19 protein-coding genes and 1 tRNA gene are annotated in these 18,338 nt (G+C 65.2%); 9 read left to right on the top strand and 11 right to left on the bottom strand.

Annotated elements, in window-relative coordinates; translation table 11 throughout:
- Positions 1-56 precede the first annotated feature (56 nt).
- From JLZ96_RS15970 to JLZ96_RS15960, 3 genes are all read right to left on the bottom strand, one after another.
- On the bottom strand, positions 57-2,345 hold the full coding sequence (locus JLZ96_RS15970) for an MMPL family transporter (RefSeq protein WP_027494601.1): 2,289 nt from the start codon (positions 2,343-2,345) through the stop codon (positions 57-59).
- A gap of 2 nt (positions 2,346-2,347) precedes the next feature.
- On the bottom strand, positions 2,348-3,034 hold the full coding sequence (locus tag JLZ96_RS15965; RefSeq protein WP_201010556.1) for a TetR/AcrR family transcriptional regulator: 687 nt from the start codon (positions 3,032-3,034) through the stop codon (positions 2,348-2,350).
- A gap of 83 nt (positions 3,035-3,117) precedes the next feature.
- Positions 3,118-3,576 carry an Rrf2 family transcriptional regulator gene (locus JLZ96_RS15960; RefSeq protein ID WP_027494603.1) on the bottom strand — a complete coding sequence of 153 codons (459 nt, stop codon included), beginning with the start codon at positions 3,574-3,576 and terminating at the stop codon, positions 3,118-3,120.
- Between the two features lie 146 nt (positions 3,577-3,722).
- Between JLZ96_RS15960 and JLZ96_RS15955 the strand changes: the two genes are divergently transcribed.
- Positions 3,723-4,628, top strand: coding sequence for a sterol desaturase family protein (locus JLZ96_RS15955; RefSeq protein WP_201010555.1), 906 nt, complete (start codon positions 3,723-3,725; stop codon positions 4,626-4,628).
- On the opposite strand, the gene JLZ96_RS15950 is transcribed toward JLZ96_RS15955, so the two are convergent.
- Positions 4,609-5,298, bottom strand: coding sequence for a YceI family protein (locus JLZ96_RS15950; protein ID WP_032368648.1), 690 nt, complete (start codon positions 5,296-5,298; stop codon positions 4,609-4,611). The genes JLZ96_RS15955 and JLZ96_RS15950 overlap by 20 nt on opposite strands.
- 120 nt (positions 5,299-5,418) lie before the next feature.
- Between JLZ96_RS15950 and JLZ96_RS15945 the strand changes: the two genes are divergently transcribed.
- From JLZ96_RS15945 to JLZ96_RS15935, 3 genes are read left to right on the top strand one after another with little or no spacing between them, the layout of a single operon-like run.
- On the top strand, positions 5,419-6,429 hold the full coding sequence (locus tag JLZ96_RS15945; protein WP_032367806.1) for a PHP domain-containing protein: 1,011 nt from the start codon (positions 5,419-5,421) through the stop codon (positions 6,427-6,429).
- Complete coding sequence (locus JLZ96_RS15940) at positions 6,426-7,340, top strand: S9 family peptidase (protein ID WP_201010554.1); 915 nt, start codon at positions 6,426-6,428, stop codon at positions 7,338-7,340. The genes JLZ96_RS15945 and JLZ96_RS15940 overlap by 4 nt, the downstream gene beginning before the upstream one ends.
- Positions 7,341-7,363: 23 nt before the next feature.
- Complete coding sequence (locus JLZ96_RS15935) at positions 7,364-7,837, top strand: hypothetical protein (protein ID WP_201010553.1); 474 nt, start codon at positions 7,364-7,366, stop codon at positions 7,835-7,837.
- A gap of 400 nt (positions 7,838-8,237) precedes the next feature.
- Here the strand turns inward: JLZ96_RS15935 and JLZ96_RS15930 are convergent.
- The 4 genes from JLZ96_RS15930 to JLZ96_RS15915 all read right to left on the bottom strand — a co-directional run bounded on the left by JLZ96_RS15930 (position 8,238) and on the right by JLZ96_RS15915 (position 9,675).
- Positions 8,238-8,327 (bottom strand) — tRNA-Ser (locus tag JLZ96_RS15930).
- 58 nt (positions 8,328-8,385) lie between these two features.
- Positions 8,386-8,583, bottom strand: coding sequence for a CsbD family protein (locus JLZ96_RS15925; protein WP_027494609.1), 198 nt, complete (start codon positions 8,581-8,583; stop codon positions 8,386-8,388).
- A 93-nt stretch (positions 8,584-8,676) separates the two neighbouring features.
- Positions 8,677-9,132, bottom strand: a complete 456-nt coding sequence (locus JLZ96_RS15920; RefSeq protein ID WP_027494610.1) for a nucleoside deaminase — start codon at positions 9,130-9,132, stop codon at positions 8,677-8,679.
- 3 nt (positions 9,133-9,135) lie between these two features.
- Positions 9,136-9,675 carry a tRNA adenosine deaminase-associated protein gene (locus JLZ96_RS15915; protein ID WP_027494611.1) on the bottom strand — a complete coding sequence of 180 codons (540 nt, stop codon included), beginning with the start codon at positions 9,673-9,675 and terminating at the stop codon, positions 9,136-9,138.
- A 63-nt stretch (positions 9,676-9,738) separates the two neighbouring features.
- Between JLZ96_RS15915 and JLZ96_RS15910 the strand changes: the two genes are divergently transcribed.
- The gene (locus JLZ96_RS15910; protein WP_374758051.1) at positions 9,739-10,710 is read left to right on the top strand and encodes a prephenate dehydrogenase; all 972 of its coding nucleotides are present in this window, start codon (positions 9,739-9,741) and stop codon (positions 10,708-10,710) included.
- Here the strand turns inward: JLZ96_RS15910 and JLZ96_RS15905 are convergent.
- On the bottom strand, positions 10,683-11,198 hold the full coding sequence (locus tag JLZ96_RS15905; protein ID WP_027494613.1) for a putative glycolipid-binding domain-containing protein: 516 nt from the start codon (positions 11,196-11,198) through the stop codon (positions 10,683-10,685). The two genes, JLZ96_RS15910 and JLZ96_RS15905, sit on opposite strands and share 28 nt — an antisense overlap.
- A gap of 304 nt (positions 11,199-11,502) precedes the next feature.
- Between JLZ96_RS15905 and JLZ96_RS15900 the strand changes: the two genes are divergently transcribed.
- A complete protein-coding gene (locus JLZ96_RS15900) occupies positions 11,503-11,844 on the top strand; it encodes a hypothetical protein (protein WP_236254018.1) in 342 nt (113 codons plus the stop codon).
- Here JLZ96_RS15900 and JLZ96_RS15895 read toward each other — a convergent pair.
- Positions 11,841-13,664 carry an ABC transporter ATP-binding protein gene (locus JLZ96_RS15895; protein ID WP_201010550.1) on the bottom strand — a complete coding sequence of 608 codons (1,824 nt, stop codon included), beginning with the start codon at positions 13,662-13,664 and terminating at the stop codon, positions 11,841-11,843. The genes JLZ96_RS15900 and JLZ96_RS15895 overlap by 4 nt on opposite strands.
- A complete protein-coding gene (locus tag JLZ96_RS15890; protein WP_027494616.1) occupies positions 13,657-15,450 on the bottom strand; it encodes an ABC transporter ATP-binding protein in 1,794 nt (597 codons plus the stop codon). Before JLZ96_RS15890 ends, JLZ96_RS15895 begins: the two co-directional genes overlap by 8 nt.
- Positions 15,451-15,645: 195 nt before the next feature.
- Here JLZ96_RS15890 and JLZ96_RS15885 point away from each other — a divergent pair, with 195 nt between their 5' ends.
- From JLZ96_RS15885 to JLZ96_RS15875, 3 genes are read left to right on the top strand one after another with little or no spacing between them, the layout of a single operon-like run.
- Positions 15,646-16,794: a DNA cytosine methyltransferase gene (locus tag JLZ96_RS15885; RefSeq protein WP_179274536.1), complete on the top strand. Its 1,149-nt coding sequence runs from the start codon at positions 15,646-15,648 to the stop codon at positions 16,792-16,794.
- Positions 16,791-17,222, top strand: a complete 432-nt coding sequence (locus tag JLZ96_RS15880) for a very short patch repair endonuclease (protein ID WP_032373321.1) — start codon at positions 16,791-16,793, stop codon at positions 17,220-17,222. Before JLZ96_RS15885 ends, JLZ96_RS15880 begins: the two co-directional genes overlap by 4 nt.
- A 56-nt stretch (positions 17,223-17,278) precedes the next feature.
- The gene (locus JLZ96_RS15875; RefSeq protein ID WP_201010549.1) at positions 17,279-18,337 is read left to right on the top strand and encodes a hypothetical protein; all 1,059 of its coding nucleotides are present in this window, start codon (positions 17,279-17,281) and stop codon (positions 18,335-18,337) included.
- Position 18,338: the final 1 nt, after the last annotated feature.

Raw genomic sequence — 18,338 nt, 5'->3', positions numbered from 1 at the left:
TCTCTCCGTTTCGAGTATTACGAGCAATCTTCGGCCTCTCAGCTGCGACGCGAGTGCTACGCGCGCTTCTCCGGGGCCGTCTTCAGCTTGGCCCCTTCGATGTCGACGTTGGGCAGGATCTTGTCCAGCCACTTCGGCAGCCACCAGGCCTTGTCGCCCAGTAGAGCCATCACCGACGGAATCAGCACCATGCGCACGACGAACGCGTCGAAGAACACGGCCGCAGCGAGCGCGAAGCCGATGGACTTGATGAACGAGTCCGGCTCGGCGATGAACGCGGCGAACACCGAGATCATGATGACTGCAGCCGAGGTGACCACGCGTGCGCCGTACTTGAAGCCGTTGACGACGGCGTCCTTGGCGGCCGCGCCGTGCACGAACTCCTCACGCATGCGCGAGACGAGGAACACCTGGTAGTCCATCGCGAGGCCGAACACCACACCGATGAGGAAGATCGGCATGAAGCTGACGATCGGCTGCGGGTTGGAGATGATGCCGAGCCCACCCTCTTGGAAGATGAACACCGTCGCGCCGAAGGTGGCGAGCACGCTGAGCAGGAACCCGACCGTTGCCGTCAACGGCACCAGAATCGAGCGGAACACCAGCATCAGCAGCACGAACGCCAGTCCGACGACCACGGCCAGGTACGGAATCAGCGCGCTCTGCAGCCGCTCCGAGATGTCGATCCCGATCGCGGTTTCGCCCGTCACTCCGTAGGAGACGCCCGAGCTCTCCTGCAATCCGCTCTCGGCATCGCGCAGGTTGGTCACGAGCGCCTTCGTCTGGTCACTGTTGGGTGTGCTCGACGGGGTGACGAGTATCTGCGCGGTGTCACCCGCCGGATTGACGGCGACGATCTGCGCATTCGTGACGTCGGATTGTGCGGTGATCGTCTCGATGACCTTGCCGAAGGACGCGGTGCGGTCTGCCTCGGCGACGTCGGACGCGTCGGCGATGACGAGCAGCGGTCCGTTACGTCCCGGCCCGAATGCCTCTTCGGTGATGTCGTAGGCCTGACGGGCAGGCGTGGACGGGTCCGAGGTGGCGATCGACGGGAGAGCCAGCGACAACCCGGTGGTCGGGCCCGCGATGACACCGAGCAGCACGATGCCTCCGACGAGGCCGAGAATCGGCTTCTTGACCAGGAATCGTGCCCACCGAAGACCGTTGGTGGGGGTTGCGTTCGGGTCCTCCGGATCGGTGGTGTTGACGAACTTGAGCTTGCCCGCGAAGGCCTTGCCCTTGTAGACGCCCAGCATGGCAGGCAGGAACGTCAGGGCGATGAGTACCGCGATGAACACCGCGAAGCCTGCTGCCAGACCCATCTGCGACAGGAACGGGATGCCGACGACGCGCAGGGCGACGAGGGCGATGAGCACGGTCGCGCCGGCGAACACGACGGCCGATCCGGCGGTACCGACCGCTCGACCGACTGCTTCTTCGCGGTTGTCGGTGAGCGTGAGCTCGTGCCGGTAGCGCGCCAGGATGAACAGCGAATAGTCGATCGCGACGGCGAGCCCGATCATGATCGCGAGAATCGGGGTGAACGAGGACAGGCTCGCGAACCCGGAGGCCGTCGTGATGGCCAGACTCGAAATACCGATACCGACGATCGCGGTGATCAGCGGCAGGCTGGCAGCGGCGGCCGAGCCGAACATGATGAGAAGCACGATGGCGGCGACGGCCAGACCGACGATCTCCGAACTTCCACCGGGCGACGGGTTCTCCTGGGCGACGGTGCCACCGAGGATGACGGTCAGTCCTGCGTCACGCGCGGGTTGCGCCGCGGCATCGAGATCGCTGCGAATCGCGTCGGTGACGTCGGCCAGCTCGACGTTGATCGGAACCGTGACGGTGCCGACGTTGCCGTTGGGGCTCAACGGCGACGTGGCTGCCGCGTCGGCTGCCACCTTGTCGGCCGGCGTGCCTGCCTCGGCGGCGGCGTCGGTGTACTGCTGCACGATGGCCTTGTTGGCCTCGACCGGATCGGCAAGCGGCGGAGCGCCTTCCGCCGGCTTGGCCGCATCGACCTTCTCGATCTCGGCGATCGTGGCGTCGATGGCCGAGGTGTACTGCGGGGTATCGAGCGACTGACCGTCGGGTGCCTGGAAAACGTACTCGGCGTTGACGGCTTGAAGGGGATCCTCGGCTCCGCCGAATCGTTCCTTCTGCAGATCCAATGCGGCCTGAGCAGGCGTTCCGGGGATGCTGAACGAGTTGACGGTAGGCGCGGACAGCGTGGCTGCGCCCACTCCGGCAAGGATCAGAATGACGAGCCAGAGGCCGAGGACGACCCCCTTGCGGCGGTAGGCGAATCTGCCGATTCGGTACAGATAGGTGGCCACTGTCAGGCTCCTCGGTTGTTATCGGATACGTGCTGGCGAGATTCGGGCTCGGGAGTGGAGCCTGCGGAATGACCCTCAGGCTCGGGGATTCCGGCGCGGAGTTGTTGGAATGCGTTCTCCACGAGTGCTTTCGGAGTGTTCTCTCCGCCGGGGTCGTTGATCCACAGGTTCAGTGCGGCGGTCACGGCACCGCCGACTGCCATTTGCAGCAGGTTGGGGTAGAGGTCGGAATCGATATCGGTTCCGGTGCGCTCAGCGATTGCCTCGCCGAGTTTGCGGGTGAGCGAGTGGTGCATTTCGAGCTTGCGTGCCATCAGCGCCGGGTTGGCCTCGATGAGTCGTGCTGCGGCGAATGTGTCGTCGAGGTCGCGGCCGGGGTCGGCGACGAGGTTGACGGCGATGTGCTGCAACGAATCCCAGATGGGTTCGGCCTCGGGTCTGGCGCGAAGCAGCTCGAACCATTCCAGAGCCGAGGCCTCGATGTTGTGGAGTACCGCTTCTTCCTTGTTGGAGAAGTAGTTGTGGAACGTTCGGGTCGACACTCCGGCTTCGTGTGCGATGGCGTCGGCCGTCACGGCATCGAGTCCGTGCTCTTTTCCCAGACGGACTGCGGCAATGCCGAGGGCGTCGCGGGTGGCTGCCTTCTTCTGATCGCGAAGGCCGGTCGGGGTGGTCACCCTGTCCAACATACGGAAGTTGCACAGCTCGGCAAGTTTGCAGAGCTGTGCAATATTGACGACCGCGCCACATCGGCGGCCGACTGTGACTCAGGTCATCGACGGGACCATGCGGTCGGCTCGCTGATCAGCTCTCCGACGAAATCCGGGAGGTCGTCGTCGACGATGTCGGCCAGCGATACGGATTCGAGAACCGCACGCAGATTGACCCGGACGGCCAGCCACACCCGCGTCAACGGCTCGGCGGGACCGGCGTACTGCGCATCCTCGGGCCGTTGCCCGCGCACCGACGCGAGCGGCCCCTCGACGGCACGCATCACGTCCGCGACGGAAATGTTCGACGCCTCCCGCGCGAGCCAGTATCCGCCGTCGGGTCCCCTTCTACTTCGCACCAACTCGGCGCGACGCAGGTCGGAGAGCACCGACTCGAGAAATTTGTGCGGTATCCCTTGAGCGGCGGCAAGCGCCTCGGCCTTGGCGGGTGCTCGGCCGCCGACCGCGGCGAGCTCGACGAGAGTCCGCACCGCGTAGTCCGCTTTCGCCGTGATGTGCACGATTCAATTCCTATCATTTCGATAGGAAATTAGCGACCACGCCATATCCCCGGAACGGCGGCTACGAATTTTCACGCGTCGAGACTACGATCACCATACTGTCGTTACACTTCGAACAGCAGTGTCACGCACGGAAGGCCGTACACATGAGGGACCAACTCGCATCGGCGTGGAACTCGCTACCCGAACCGCTGCGGGATCCGGTTGCCCTGGCCGTCCCCGCGTTCGCTCTGCTGCTGGCGATCGAGTGGATCGCGGCGAAGAAACTCGAAGACGGAACCCCCGGCGCGTATTCGGCCCGGGACGCACGGGCGAGCCTGAGCATGGGTTTGGTTTCGATCGCAACCACGACGGTGTGGAAAGCGCTGGCCCTGATCGGCTACACGGCCATCTACGTCTACATCGCGCCGTGGCATCTACCCGCCGATGCCTGGTACACGTGGGTCATCCTGATTCTGGGCGTCGATCTGCTGTTCTACGGCTACCACCGCATCGCGCACCGAACCCGACTGATCTGGGCGACCCATCAGGCTCACCATTCGAGCGAGTACTTCAACTTCGCCGCGGCACTGCGACAGAAGTGGAACAACAGCGGCGAGATCATCATGTGGCTGCCCCTGCCGCTGCTGGGGATGCCGCCGTGGATGGTGTTCGTGGGCTTTTCGATCAATCTCGTCTACCAGTTCTGGGTACACACCGAACGGATCGACAAGTTGCCGCGACCGTTCGAGTTCGTCTTCAACACGCCCTCGCACCACCGCGTCCATCACGGTCGCGATCCGCAGTACCTCGACAAGAACTACGGCGGCATCCTCATCGTCTGGGACCGCCTGTTCGGCAGCTACGCCGACGAAGTGCAGCGACCGAATTACGGACTGACCAAGCCCGTCGACACGTTCAACATCTGGACGCTCCAAACACACGAATACCGCAACATCGCACGGGATGTCGCGGCATCGAGGTCATGGAAGGAACGCGTCGGATACGTCGTCGGACCGCCGGGATGGACACCGGCGGCCCCACGAGAACGGGCTACTGCCGACTCAGATTGATCAGGAAGTCGACGGTTCCCGAGCCCTCGACGGTCACGAAACCGAGCGACGGCGGCTCGATGCCGTAGTCCGACCACGTCGTCGGAATTGCACCCGACGCGATGAGCGTGTCACCGGACTGCAGCACCTCCATCTCGACCGACACCGGACGCGTCTGATCCTTGAGCGTCAATGTGCCTTCCGCCGTGACGGTTTGGGTGGTGCCGTCCTTGGGCAACGACGAGAGGTCGACGGGCTGGTCGATGGTGAACGTCGCCGTCGGATATGTCGCGGTGTCGAAGATGTTGCCGCGGAACTGACCGTCTCGACGGTCACTGTCGGTGGTGATCGAATTGGTCTGCACCACAACCTCACCGGCGGTCAACGAATTATCCGCCACGGTCACCGAGCCGCTGACCTCGGGCGTCGACCCGACGACGGTCACGTCCGATCCGTTGAGCACCTCGTCGACGGTGTAGCCGGCCGCGGTCTTGTTCGACGCATCGCCTGCCGTCACCGTCCAGGTGCCGTTCAGATCGTCGGTGGTGGCGGCCTGCGCACCGGAGGTGTCGACGGTCGCCGCCGGAGCGTCGTCCTCCTGGAAGGACGCGTAGATCTTGGGGCCGAAATACAGCCCGAGGGCCACGAGCACTACGACAACGACGCCGACTGTCCACCATTTCTTGGTCATGACCGACGATGATAGTTGCAGCTTCAAGCCCATGGGGAGTGAGCGACCTGGCAACTCCCTGAGAATTTTGTCCGATTACCCCGTGCACAGGTGTCGGTGGTGCCAGGCACAATGGAACCCATGGATCCGGTGGAGGCACTTCGTGAGATCGGCTTCTGGCTCGAGCGTTCGCGCTCGGACACTCATCGCGTCAAGGCCTACCGCCGAGCCGCGGATGTCGTCGAATCACTCTCTCCTGCACAACGATCCGAGCACGAGAAGGCGGACAGCTGGTCGTCGTTGGCCGGAATCGGTGCCAAGACCTCGCTGATCATCCGGCAGGCGCTGACCCAGGACGTTCCGGACTACCTGGCCGAACAACGCGATGCCGCAGAACCCATCGGCAACAACGCACTACGGGCCGCACTCAAAGGCGACCTGCACACCCACTCCAATTGGTCCGATGGCGGCAGCCCCATCGACGAGATGATGCGCACCGCCAAGAACCTCGGGCACGAGTACTGCGCGCTGACCGATCATTCACCGCGGCTCAAGGTCGCCAACGGGCTCAGCGCGGAGCGTCTACGAAAACAACTCGACATCATCGCCGAGCTCAACGAGCAACTCGCGCCGTTCCGTATCCTCACCGGAATCGAAGTGGACATCCTCGACGACGGTTCGCTGGATCAGGACGAGGGATTGCTCGCCGAGCTGGACGTGGTGGTGGCCAGCGTGCACTCGAACCTGCGGGCCGATTCTGTGGCGATGACGAAACGCATGGTCACCGCCATCGCGAATCCGCACGTCGACGTACTCGGTCATTGCACCGGCCGACTGGTCGAGGGCGGCCGGGGAAAACGGCCCGAGTCGACGTTCGACGCCCCGGTGGTGTTCGAGGGATGCCGACAGTTCGGCACCGCGGTGGAGATCAACGCCAGGCCCGAACGCCAGGACCCGCCCGAGCGCCTGATCGACATCGCCCTCGAACGCGACTGCCTCTTCTCCATCGATACCGACGCACACGCACCGGGCCAACTCGACTGGCAGGGCTACGGCTGTGTCCGCGCCGAAGCCCAGGGCGTTCCCGCCGATCGCGTCATCAACACCTGGTCGCTGTCCGAGCTGCTCGATTGGACGGCTCAGGGCACGTGAATCGTCGCCACTTCCTGTCCGGCCTGCTCGCTGTCACGCTGGTCGGCTGCAGTTCCACGGACACCGAATCCTCACCGAGCACAGCAGAGACGTATTCGGCTGCACTGCAACCCGTTTCGGGACCGACCCGAGATCCGATCCGGCTGAAGTACGGGTACCAACCCGACAACATCGGAGACCTGTATCTCCCTGCCAACACTGCGACGTCACTGCCGGTGGTGGTGATGATTCACGGCGGTGGATGGCAGGAGAACCTCGATCTGTCGTACTTCCAGCAGATGTCCAAGGCCATCGCAGACCAGGGCATCGCCGTGTGGAACGTCGAGTACCGGCGCGGTCCGAACAATTGGGCCAACACCCTCACCGACGTCGACGACGCCACCGAGGCACTGGCAACCGTCGTACAGAACGCCGCCGACGGGCGACTCGACCTCGATCGAGTGCATGTCGCCGGACATTCGGCCGGCGGACAGCTTGCCGCGTGGGTCGCTGCGCGTCACCTGATGCCGATCGACGCGCCGGGAGCGGACCCCAGAATCCGACCGCGCAGTGCCACCATCATGGCCGGGGTGTTCGACATGAAACGGGCGGCGAACATCGGCAACGACAAGTTCGTACCCGCATTCCTCGGCGGCATGCCCAACGACGTTCCCGGTCGATACAAGATCGCCTCCCCCATCGAATACCTCCCCCTCGACGTCCCGCTGACCGCGCTGCACGGTGATGCGGACCAGACCGTATCGGTGAACCAGAGCCGCGTGTACGTCGACGCCGCCACCCGCGCAGGTAGCACGGACCCCGAGCTGGTCGTACTGCCCGGAGCCGGACACGGAGCGTTTTTGGACCCCAAGCACATCGCCTGGTCCACCGCATTGAGCACCATCACCGGGCGCGCGCAGACACTCCTCTGAGCCGCAGGTGGTACACAGTGGCGATGAAACGAAAGATCGCGGCCGGATTGCTCGGGCTGATCGTGGCCACCTCTGTAGCCGGATGCGGCGACGACGCGTCGACCGAGAACGCGTCGACCACGTCCGTTCAGGCCACGTCAGCTCCGGCCACGTCGGCCACGACGACGCAGGCGACGACCTCCACAGCTGCCACGCCGACGGCCGATGCACCCGCTGACATCCCGGCTCCCGAGGCCCCGCCCGCCGCTGATCCAGCCGACCCCGCGGTGACCGGTGGAACTGGAGGCGTCACCGGCGACGATCTCTACCGTCAGACCTGCACCCAGTTTCTCCCGTCCATCGATGCACTGGAGCAAACCGGAATCTCCGATCGCGCAAAATCCGTCGAGGGTCTGCGCAGCGAAATGACCACCGCGCCGAGTTGGTCCACGGTGCCCGAGGCCGATCAAGGCGAAATTCTGCGGGGACTCGACGCCGCGGGCGCGGGGCAATGCTGAGCGTCTGAGCCCTGGGGATTCGATGCCCGGGCCCTGGCGATCTCGCCCGAGCCCTGCTGATGTTGGGCCCTGGTGATCCCGCAAACGCGCGCGCGTTTGCTAGGTGCGCGCGAAATAGACCCCGAATCGGTGGCGAATCTGAACGCATCTGACGAATGCGCGCGCGTTTGCCGAGCAACACCCGCCCGGTGATCCCGCCCGGGCCCTGGGGGTTCGATGCCCGGGCCCTGGTGATCCCGCAAACGCGCGCGCGTTTGCCAGGTGCGCGCGAAATAGACCCCGAATCGGTGGCAAATTCGCTCGCGTCTGACGAATGCGCGCGCGTTTGCCGAGCAACACCCAGCCCACCACCCCACCCAGCACAAAAAACTCCCCACCCGACGGATCGGGTGGGGAGTTTTGGCGGTGGCGGAGGGATTTGAACCCTCGGAGGGGGTGAACCCTCACACGCTTTCGAGGCGTGCTCCTTAGGCCGCTCGGACACGCCACCGCAGAAGACTGTACCGGAATGAGCGCCTGAGGCTAAATCGCCTGCTCAGAACGCAAAGTTACTTACCGGTGAGCTTGTCCTTGATGTTCGAGGCCGCGTCCTTGACCTTCTCGGCACCGTCTTTGAATGCGGCGGAGGTCTGATCGCCCTTGCCCTCTGCTTCGAGGTCCCTGTCTCCGGTTGCCGAACCTGCGGCTTCTTTTGCCTTGCCGCCGAGGTCTTCGGTCTTGTTCGAGATCTTGTCGTCGAGTCCCATGAGTGTCTCCTTCGCAAGTTCGGAGCGCAGCGTTGCGCCCTGCCCTCCACCCTCCCCAATGTTGGACATTCCGGCCACCCCGTGACGAGATCGTTATCTCTGGCGGGCGAAGAACTGCGTCAGCACTTCGGCGCATTCGGCTTCCAACACTCCCCCGCGCACCTGCGGGCGGTGGGTGAGTCGACGGTCTCGGACGACGTCCCACAGCGAGCCGACGGCCCCGGTTTTCGGTTCCCAGGCTCCGAACACCACGGTGCCGACGCGGGCAGCAACGAGGGCACCGGCGCACATCGTGCAGGGTTCCAAAGTGACTGCAAGAGTGCAGTTTTCGAGTCGCCAGCCATCTCCGTGGACGGCGGCTGCTCGACGCAATGCGAGCACTTCGGCGTGCGCAGTGGGGTCGCCCGACGCCTCCCGCGCATTGCAGGCTCGCGCGATCTCACGTCCCGACGCGTCGTACACGACGGCTCCGACGGGGACGTCGGCGTCCGATGCCTCGGCTGCGGCCGACAGCGCTGCGCGGATCATGTCCGCGTCGGGCAGCGGCATCGGTTACCGCCGCAGCTTGTTCACCGCTGCGGCGAATTCGTCCTCGAAGCCCAGGCGCTCGGCGATGGATTGCAGTTGTTCGTCCGGGTAGTCGTCGGTCTCGGCGACGATGATGCCCAGGACTGCCTCGGGCAGGCCCAGGTCGGCGAGGAGAGCGAGGTCGCCTTCCTCGTAGGGTTCGATGTCGTCGAGTTCGTCGGGGTCGACGTCGGGGATCTCGATGTTGAGTGCGTCGAGGACGTCGGCGGCGATTTCGTAGTCGACGGCGGCGACCGCGTCGGACAGCAGTAGGCGGGTGCCGTTGGGTGCGGGACGCAGGATGACGAAGAATTCCTCGTCCACGTCGAGCAGTCCGAACACCGCTCCCGAGCTGCGCAGTTCACGCAATTCGGTCTCTGCTGCCGAAAGGCTGGTCAGTGCGTCGTCGGACAGTGGCGTCACGGTCCACTTGCCGTCCTCTCGGACAACTGCAACGCCGAATCCTTCGAGGTCGTCGTACTCCGATGCGGAGGCACGGTTGTTGTTCGCGCGCTGTGCGGCCATGTGCGCAACGGTAGTCCGGTAGGTGCCGGTATTCGAAGTCCACCTCCCTTGGAAGTCACCCACCTGTGCCAATCTGATCGGGTGACTTCTTCTTCGGTGTGCGTTCTCGGTCTGGGACTGATCGGTGGGTCGATTCTGCGGGCGACGCATGACGCCGGTCGCCGGGTGTGGGGCTGGAACCGATCGGCCGACGCGATCGCCGGGGCTGCGGACGATGGCTACGACGTCGGCACCGATCTGACAGCCGCTCTGACCAGGGCTGCAGACGAGGATGCGCTCATCGTCATCGCCGTTCCGATGCCTGCCGTCGACTCCGTTCTGCAGGCCATCGCCGAGCACGCACCCGCCGCCCCGATCACCGACGTGGTGAGCGTCAAGGCCGAGGTTGCCGCGGCCGTCGCTGCTCGCGGACTACAGGCCCGCTATGTCGGCGGCCATCCGATGGCGGGTACCAACCACTCGGGCTGGTCGGCGACGGACCCGGCACTGTTCGCCGACGCGGTCTGGGTGGTGTCCACGGATCCCGGGGTCGACGCGCACGTGTGGGTCCGGGTGGCCCAGCTGGCCCTGGCCTGCGGTTCGGTGGTCGTTCCGGCCGGCAGCGTCGAGCACGACAGTGCCGTCGCCCGCATCTCGCACCTACCGCATCTGCTGGCCGAGGCGTTGGCGATCGTGGGGGCCGCGGGAGGGCCGTTGGCGCTCGGGCTCGCCGCGGGGTCGTTTCGCGACGGCACCCGGGTGGCGTCCTCGGCCCCGAACCTTGTCCGTGCGATGACCGAGGGCAACGCGACCGCGCTACGAACCACGCTCGACGAGGCGCTGCATACGCTCACCGCAGCGCGCGAAAAATTGGACGAGAACTCGACCGAAACGCTGGTCGACGCCGGACACGCAGCGCGACTGCAGTACGAGGAGCATCAGCGATTCGACATCACCGACGTCACCCCGGGCGAGCCGGGGTGGCGAGAGAACCTGCAGGACGCGGGGCGACGCGGTGGCGTCGTGCGTCAGATCCGCTCGGCGAGTCCCGGGTAGTCGACGACGAAGCCGTCGGCGTCGACCGTCACCGACGATGTCGAGACCGGCGAGATGACGTGGATGCCGTGCGCGCCGCTGCTGTAGGTCAGCGTCGCTTCCTGGATGCTCAGATCGAGGAGGTTGACGTAGACCGTCGGCACCTCGAGGTCCTGTACCTGGGTGTGCAGACCGAATCGTCGGATCGGCAGGGTGTTGAAGAACGGGCTGAGCACCATGTCGACGTCGAGGGCACCGCTGTAGGTCGAGCGCTGGTGGTTGGCGGAGTTCTCCACCATCCAGTAGCCCTCGTCGTCGCGGCTGACCGAGGCCTGCCGGTCGCCCGACGCGAGCGAAGTGCGCACCGAGAGCCTCTTGGTGACGCCGTATTCGTCGGTCACCAGGTCGTACGACGCACTGAACGCGGGATGATCACTGCAGGCGGCACCGATGATGCGTCCGGCAGCTTTGATGCGGTTGCCGGAAAGCTGGACGCGCACGGACTCCATGCGGGGAACGTCGTGCGCTCGCCACGTCAGGATCGAGGGCCAGGATTTCGCGTCGGTGGTGGCGGTTGCGGGAACGGAGACGTGCTCTGCACCCGATGCTTGAGTGATCACAGGTCCTACGGTATGCGACAGGGCCCCCTGTAGAACAAGCGGACGCGACTTTTCTTTGCACCGACCCGGCCGTTCATGCTGCATTCGGCCTCGGCCGACCCCGTCGACGTCGACTTCTGGCCCGCTACCGTGTGCGACGCCTTACAGCGGCCGGGCCCTGTCGATTTCGCTCACGATTACTAAGGTGATGGCCGTGACGACAGGGAACCCAGGCGGCGGCCAGTTCGATTTCGCGCATTCCGAGCAGGCCGCGAAGAGCCGACAGGACAAGGCGACCGCTCTGGCGCGCTACGTCTGGGAGCGCGGGATCAGCGGCGCGGAACTGCTCGATCTCACCGACGCCACCCGTCGAAAACTGGCCCGCGCAGCGGACCTGCATCCACCGAGCACGATGGAAACGTGGACCATCGTGGCCGAGTTGCTCGACCGCAAATCCGCGTGGGCAGCCGAGCACCCGGGTCACGACGGGGCGACGCCCCAGCACACCGACGAGAAGATCATGTGGGTCAAGCCGCCGATCACCCCCTGGACCTAGACGAGCGAGTCCTCCCACGCCTCGTGCAGATGCGCGAAGCGGCCCTCTCCCGCAATGAGGTCCGCCGGGGTGCCGTCCTCGACGATGTTCCCGTCCGCCATGACGAGGACGCGGTCCGCGATGGCCACAGTCGACAATCGGTGCGCGATGATCAACGCCGTCCGGCCCTGCAGAATCGTTTCGAGTGCGCGCTGCACCAACCGCTCGCTCGGGATGTCGAGACTCGACGTCGCCTCGTCGAGCACGATCACCGACGGCGCAGCGAGGAACACCCTCGCGAAGGCCACCAATTGCCTTTGGCCCGAGGACAATCGGCCTCCGCGCTTACGCACGTCGGTATCGATCCCTTCTGGGAGTGACGCGAGGAACTCGGTCAGTCCGACGGCCTCCGCGGCCGCGCGCACCTCGGCGTCCGTCGCGTCGGGTCGTCCGAGGCGGATGTTGTCGGCCACCGAGCCGGAGAACAGGAAGGATTCCTGCGTCACCATGACGACGTTGCGGCGCAGGTCCTCGTCGGAGATGTCGCGCATGTCGATGCCGTCGAGTCGCACGGATCCGGCGGTCGGATCGTAGAAGCGCGCCAACAGCTTTGCCAGCGTCGACTTTCCGGCTCCGGTCGCACCGACCATGGCAACAACCTGACCCGCCGGCACGTGCAGCGAGAACTCCGGCAGCACGACGCGCTCGGTGCCGTAGGAGAAGTGCACGTCGTCGAACGTGATGTCTCCCTTCACCGTTCCGATCGACACCGGGTTCTTCGGGGCAACCACCGACGGCTCTTCCTCGAGTACGCCGGAGATCTTCTCCAGCGCAGCCGCGGCCGACTGGTAGGCGTTGAACACCATCGCCAGCTCGTCGAGTGGGCCGTAGAACCGGCGAAGGTACAGCACGTACGCGGCGAGCACGCCGACGTCCATGTGCCCGTTGATCACTCGCCAGCTACCGAACACCAGGATGATCGCCAGAGTGACGTTGCCGATCCACCGGACGATTCCGGTGTAGCTCGCCATGCCGCGCAGGGCCGCGGTGGTGGCGTCTCGGTACTCCGAGTCCTCGGTCTCGAGGATCGCGTCGTTGCGACCCTCACGCCGAAAGACCTGCACGGCACGGATTCCGCCCATCGACTCCACGAAATGAACCACCACACGTGCGATCGCCACCCGTGTTCGACGGTATCCCTGGCGTTGGCGTCGCTGTGACCACCGGGTGACGAGCACCAGCGGTACGAAGCCGGCGAGCACGATCATCGCCATCGGAACATCGAGATACACGAGGATGACGGCAATCGAGACCATCGACAGGATGGCCGTCAACGCGTCGTTGAGCGCACTTTCGAGCAGTGTCTGCAACGACTCCACGTCACTGGTCAACCGCGAGATCAACCGTCCCGACGTGTATTTCTCGTGGAACGACAGACTCAGCTTCTGCGCGTGGTCGAACACGCGTCCACGAAGGTCGTAGAGAATGTTCTGACTGAGTCGGCCCGAGACGGTGAGAAACGCGTAGGTGGTGAACATTCCGAGCAGGCCGAAGCCGGTGTATCCGCCCACGGCCCACAGCAGCGGACCCCAATCACCCTGCCCGGCAGCACCGACGCCGTTGTCGAGGGCGTAGGCGACGAACAGCGGGCCTGCCACATAGGTGATGTTGTCGATCAGGATGATGACGAAAGACAGCAGGGCCTGCTTCTTGTACGGGCGCACCAGCGAGGCAAGCAACCGCCGAGAACGTCCGGCCAACACCAGGTTTCCGGTGGCGTCGACCTCCGAGTCCTCGCCGCCCACTCCCCGCCAGTCCGCGGTTGCGGTCTGCTCAGCCATGGATCGACCCCATCACGTCGCGGTACCGCGGCGACGACGCCAGCAGTCCCTCGTGCGTTCCCTGCTCCACAATTCTTCCGTTCTCCAGATACAGCACCCGGTCGGCCAACGCCGCAGTCGACGGCCGGTGAGCCACCAGCAACGTCGTCGAATGCGCCAGCACGCGCCGTAGTTCCTTCTGCACCTTCGCTTCGGTGTCCACGTCGAGTGCCGAGAGCGGGTCGTCGAGCACCAGCACCCGGGGCTTGCCCAGCACTGCACGGGCCAGTGCCAGTCGCTGCCGCTGCCCGCCCGACAAACTCATGCCCTGCTCACCGATGCGTGTGGCCAGGCCCCACGGCAGCCGGTCGACGAATTCCGTTGCGTGGGCAATCTCCAGCGCCTCGGTGATCTCGGCATCGGACGCACCGGGAGAGCCGAGCGCGATGTTCTCCCGCGCACTGGCCGAGAACAGCACCGGATCCTCGAACGCTACCGACACGATCGAGCGCAGATCGGCCAGGCGCATCGACGCCACATCGATACCGTCGATCGAAATGGTGCCCTCGGTGGCGTCGAACAAGCGAGGAACGAGGTTCGTCAGTGCCGTCTTTCCGCTGCCGGTGTTACCGACGAGCGCAACGGTCTCCCCCGGCTCGACGACGAAACTGACATCGGTGAGCAGCGGCGAGGACGCGTCGGGAAAGGTGAAACCGACGCGGTCGAACTGCACTCGGCCACGGATCGTGTCGGGCAGTTCGACGGGGTCGTCCGGATCCGTCACGGTCTCCGGGGTGTCGATGATCTCCCAGTACCGATCGGCTGCGGTACGCGCATTGTTCAACTCCGCCAGCAGGTATCCGAAGGATTCGATCGGCCACAGCAGGAACGTGACGATGGCGATGGCAGCGACGAGTGTGCCGACTGTCATCGTGCCCTGCACGATCGAGTAGGTCCCCACGGCCAGAATCGCGCCGATGGTAATCGGCTGCAGTCCGACGATCACCGCCCAGATGATCGCGAGATAGCGCACCTTCTTCAGCTCGGTACCGCGAAGAGTGTAGGCCTGACGCAGAAACTGCTTGCCCAGGTGCGCACTTCGCCCGAACGCCTTCAGAACGCGGATGCCCTGAATGGACTCCTCGACTGTCGTCGTCACATCGCCCGCTTGGTCCTGAGCATCACGCGCGACGACGCGGTACAGCGTCTCGAACCTGGTGCAGGCGATCACCAGCGGAACCGATGTCACCAACATGATCAGACCCAATTGCCATGCCTGAACTAGCAATACACCGATACCCACGACGAGCGTGACGGCATTGATGATGATGAACGGGCCGATAAACGCCATGAACCGGCGCAGCGACCCGAGATCGGCGATGGCACGGGAGAGCAGCTGACCCGATTCCCAACTCTCGTGCGCCGCGACCGACAGCCGTTGCAGCTTGTCGAATACCGTTGCCCGAGCACTGATCTCGAACTGGCTCGACGGGCGGGACACCAGGTATCGACGCACCCAGATGCCGGCCGCGTCGATGGTGCCGAGCAGCAGGATCAAAGCCGCGGGCCACCACACCGCGGAAAAGTTGCGGTCGGCGATGGGCCCGTCGATGACGCGTTGCATCACCAGCGGAATGACGAGGCCGGTGAGGGTCGCGATGAGCGAGACCACGATGGAGCCGATGTAGAACCACTTGTACGGGGCCAGGAACGGCGCGAAACGCTGCAGCGACGTGGGTGTCCGCGCAGCATTCGGGTTCGACTCAACGACGGTTGGGGCTTCGGGGTCGAGCACACCCGTGGACACGTGTTGTTCTCCTTATTGCGGTGCCCGAATGATTTCATTGCTCAGGCTCAGTTTCCAACCGATTTTCGGCGGCCTGCATTCCAGTGTGGAACCTCGAGCACGGTCGAGGTCAAGTTCGACCGACGCTCAGCACACCGAGTCTCGAGTAACGTGAACCCGTCGGGCGAGAGAAGGGCACACGTGAGCACACGGTCGATGGTCGGGTTGTTCGCCGGTATCGGCGGGCTCGAGCTGGGGTTGGCCGAGGCAGGGTGGACGACGCAGCTGTTGTGCGAGATCGATCCGGGTGCCGGCGCGGTGCTGTCGGCGCGCATGCCGAACGTTCCGCTGCACACCGACGTCACCACGCTGCGCAGCCTGCCCACCGGCACCGAGCTCGTTGCTGCCGGCTTCCCCTGCCAGGACCTCTCCCAGGCCGGACGGACCGCAGGCATCACCGGGGCTCGCTCCGGGCTGGTCGACGAGGTGTTCCGGCTGGTCTCACGTCGCCGCGGCCCGCGGTGGCTGTTGATGGAGAACGTGCCGTTCATGCTGCAACTCGGACGTGGCGCAGCGATGCGACACATCACCGACGCGCTAGAGGACCTCGGCTACATGTGGGCCTACCGCGTCGTCGACGCCCGTGCGTTCGGGTTGCCGCAGCGTCGACAGCGCGTGGTGATGCTGGCCTCGCGCACCGACGATCCGCGTGAGGTGCTGTTCTCGCAGGATGCCGGGCCGTTGCCCGACGGCGATCCGAGTACTGCGCCCTGCGGCTTCTACTGGACCGAGGGCACCCGCGGACTGGGCTGGGCCGTCAACGCCGTCCCCACCCTCAAGGGCGGTTCCTCCCTCGGCATCGCCAGTCCGCCGGCCGTGCGGTTGCCGTCCGGGGAGATCGTCACGCCCGGCATCATCGGGGCCGAGCGGCTGCAGGGGTTCGATCCGGACTGGACGCTGCCTGCGGTCGAGCGCGCCGGAGTGCGTACCGGGCATCGTTGGAAGCTCGTCGGCAATGCCGTCAGTGTGCGGATGGCGTCGTGGGTCGCCGCCGCACTCGACGACCCGAAGCCCTACGACGTCGCAGGCGACACCGCGTTGCTGCCCGGTCAGGCCTGGCCGACGGCCGCGTGGGGCCGAGACCGCGCGAGCTTCAAGGTGACCGTCTCGACCATGCCGGTGCACGAACCGCCCGAGGACCTGATCGACTTCCTGGACGACTCCACCCTGCTGTCGGCGCGAGCCACGGCCGGGTTCCTCAAGCGCGCGCGAGCCGGCAACCTCCGCTTCGCCGACGGCTTTCTCGACGACCTCGACGCCCACCTCGAGCGCATGGGTGGGTACACGCAACGGGTGTCGGTGTGAGCGCGACACGTCCCGTCACCGACGCGAAAACCAGTGCACGGCTCAGTAAGCAGCGTCGCCGCGACACCAAACCGGAAGTGGCGCTGCGGCGAGAGTTGCACCGACGAGGACTGCGCTACTTCGTCGACCGCGCTCCGCTGAAGGGCATGCGGCGTCGAGCAGATCTGGTGTTTCCCCGTCGCAAGGTGGCGGTCTACGTCGACGGCTGCTTCTGGCACAGTTGCCCCGTCCACGCGACGAAACCCCGCAACAACGCCCAGTGGTGGGCCGACAAGCTGGCTGCCAACGTAGCCCGCGACCGCGACACCGACACCCGCCTGATCGAGGAAGGCTGGCGCGTCGTGCGGATCTGGGAACACGAGGACCCGGTCGTCGCCGCCCAACGCGTCGTCGACGATCTTGCTGCAGATCCGATAGTGACCGACTGAAACCCACAGCACTCCCCGCGCGTCCAACCTGATGATCGGTCGATTCGAGTCGGGGGATGAGGACAGTGCGTAAAAGTTGGGTGCTTGCGGCGATGGCAGCGGCGATGTCGGTATCGACCAGTGGATGCGCGGTGGTGTTGCTCGGCAGCGCGTTCCCCGCCGGCAGTGCGTCGCCGTCGGAACAGAACCGGTACGGATTCGAGATGTCGGAGGCAGACCGCTACCTGGCCGACTCGGCGGCCTTCGTCCGCAGCCTCGATCCCTGCGGATTCCTCACCGAGGACGACCTCACCGCCCTCGGCACCGTGGTGCAGCTCCGACCGGACGGCGAACTGAGTAGCTGCTCGGCAGAAGTCGACCCTGGGCGAACGGACGTCACGGACTCCGTGTCAATCAAGCTGAACGGATACCAGCCGACGCCGGCCGACCCGAACTTCGAGCAAGTCACGATCGGCGGCGAGCAGGTGTACCTCGATGACGCCTCCCGAGGGACGTGTCGCGTCAGCTTCCCGCTTCGCGACGAGTTCGACGGCACCACCTCCGGGCCCATGGACGATGTTCTCACCGAATCGGGTCGTAGTTTCGCCACGATCGACGTCTACCTTGCTGACGGAGACGCCTGCAGTGCAGCGAAATCCGTCACCGAGACCGCACTCGGCCTCGTGAGCGATCCACCACTACGTGCCGATTCCAGGTACAACCTGCCGTTGGCCACGAAGGATCCGTGCAGCGTTCTGGAGCATCTGCCCGAGACCTGGACGGTCGACCGCTGGAACCCTGCCGCGGATCCGTACGGCTGCCACTTCGAGGCGTCGTCGGCAACGTTCGAGGACAACCTGGTACTGCTCGACGTCGCGCTCACCTACGACGACAGCGACTTGCGTTCGACAGATCGCGAGAAGATCCGGCAGGGCGGTTACACCGTCGAGACTCGCGACTCGGATTCGGTGTGTTCGGCCGACATCGTGTTGGGCAACCCCGTTCTCGGCCTGCCCGGTAACGACGACTCGGCCGCGCGCTACGCCCGCACGGTTCCCGAGCTGTCCGTCATGGCGGACGACTGCGACTCCGCCGTCGCGCTGGCGGTGGCAGCTGCCGACGAGCTCACTGGTTAGC

This window comes from Rhodococcus sp. NKCM2511 (assembly GCF_014905595.1).
GTDB classification, from domain to species: domain Bacteria; phylum Actinomycetota; class Actinomycetes; order Mycobacteriales; family Mycobacteriaceae; genus Rhodococcoides; species Rhodococcoides fascians.
Note: the sequence above shows the minus strand (reverse complement) of the source record. Positions and strands in the feature narration are given on the sequence as shown.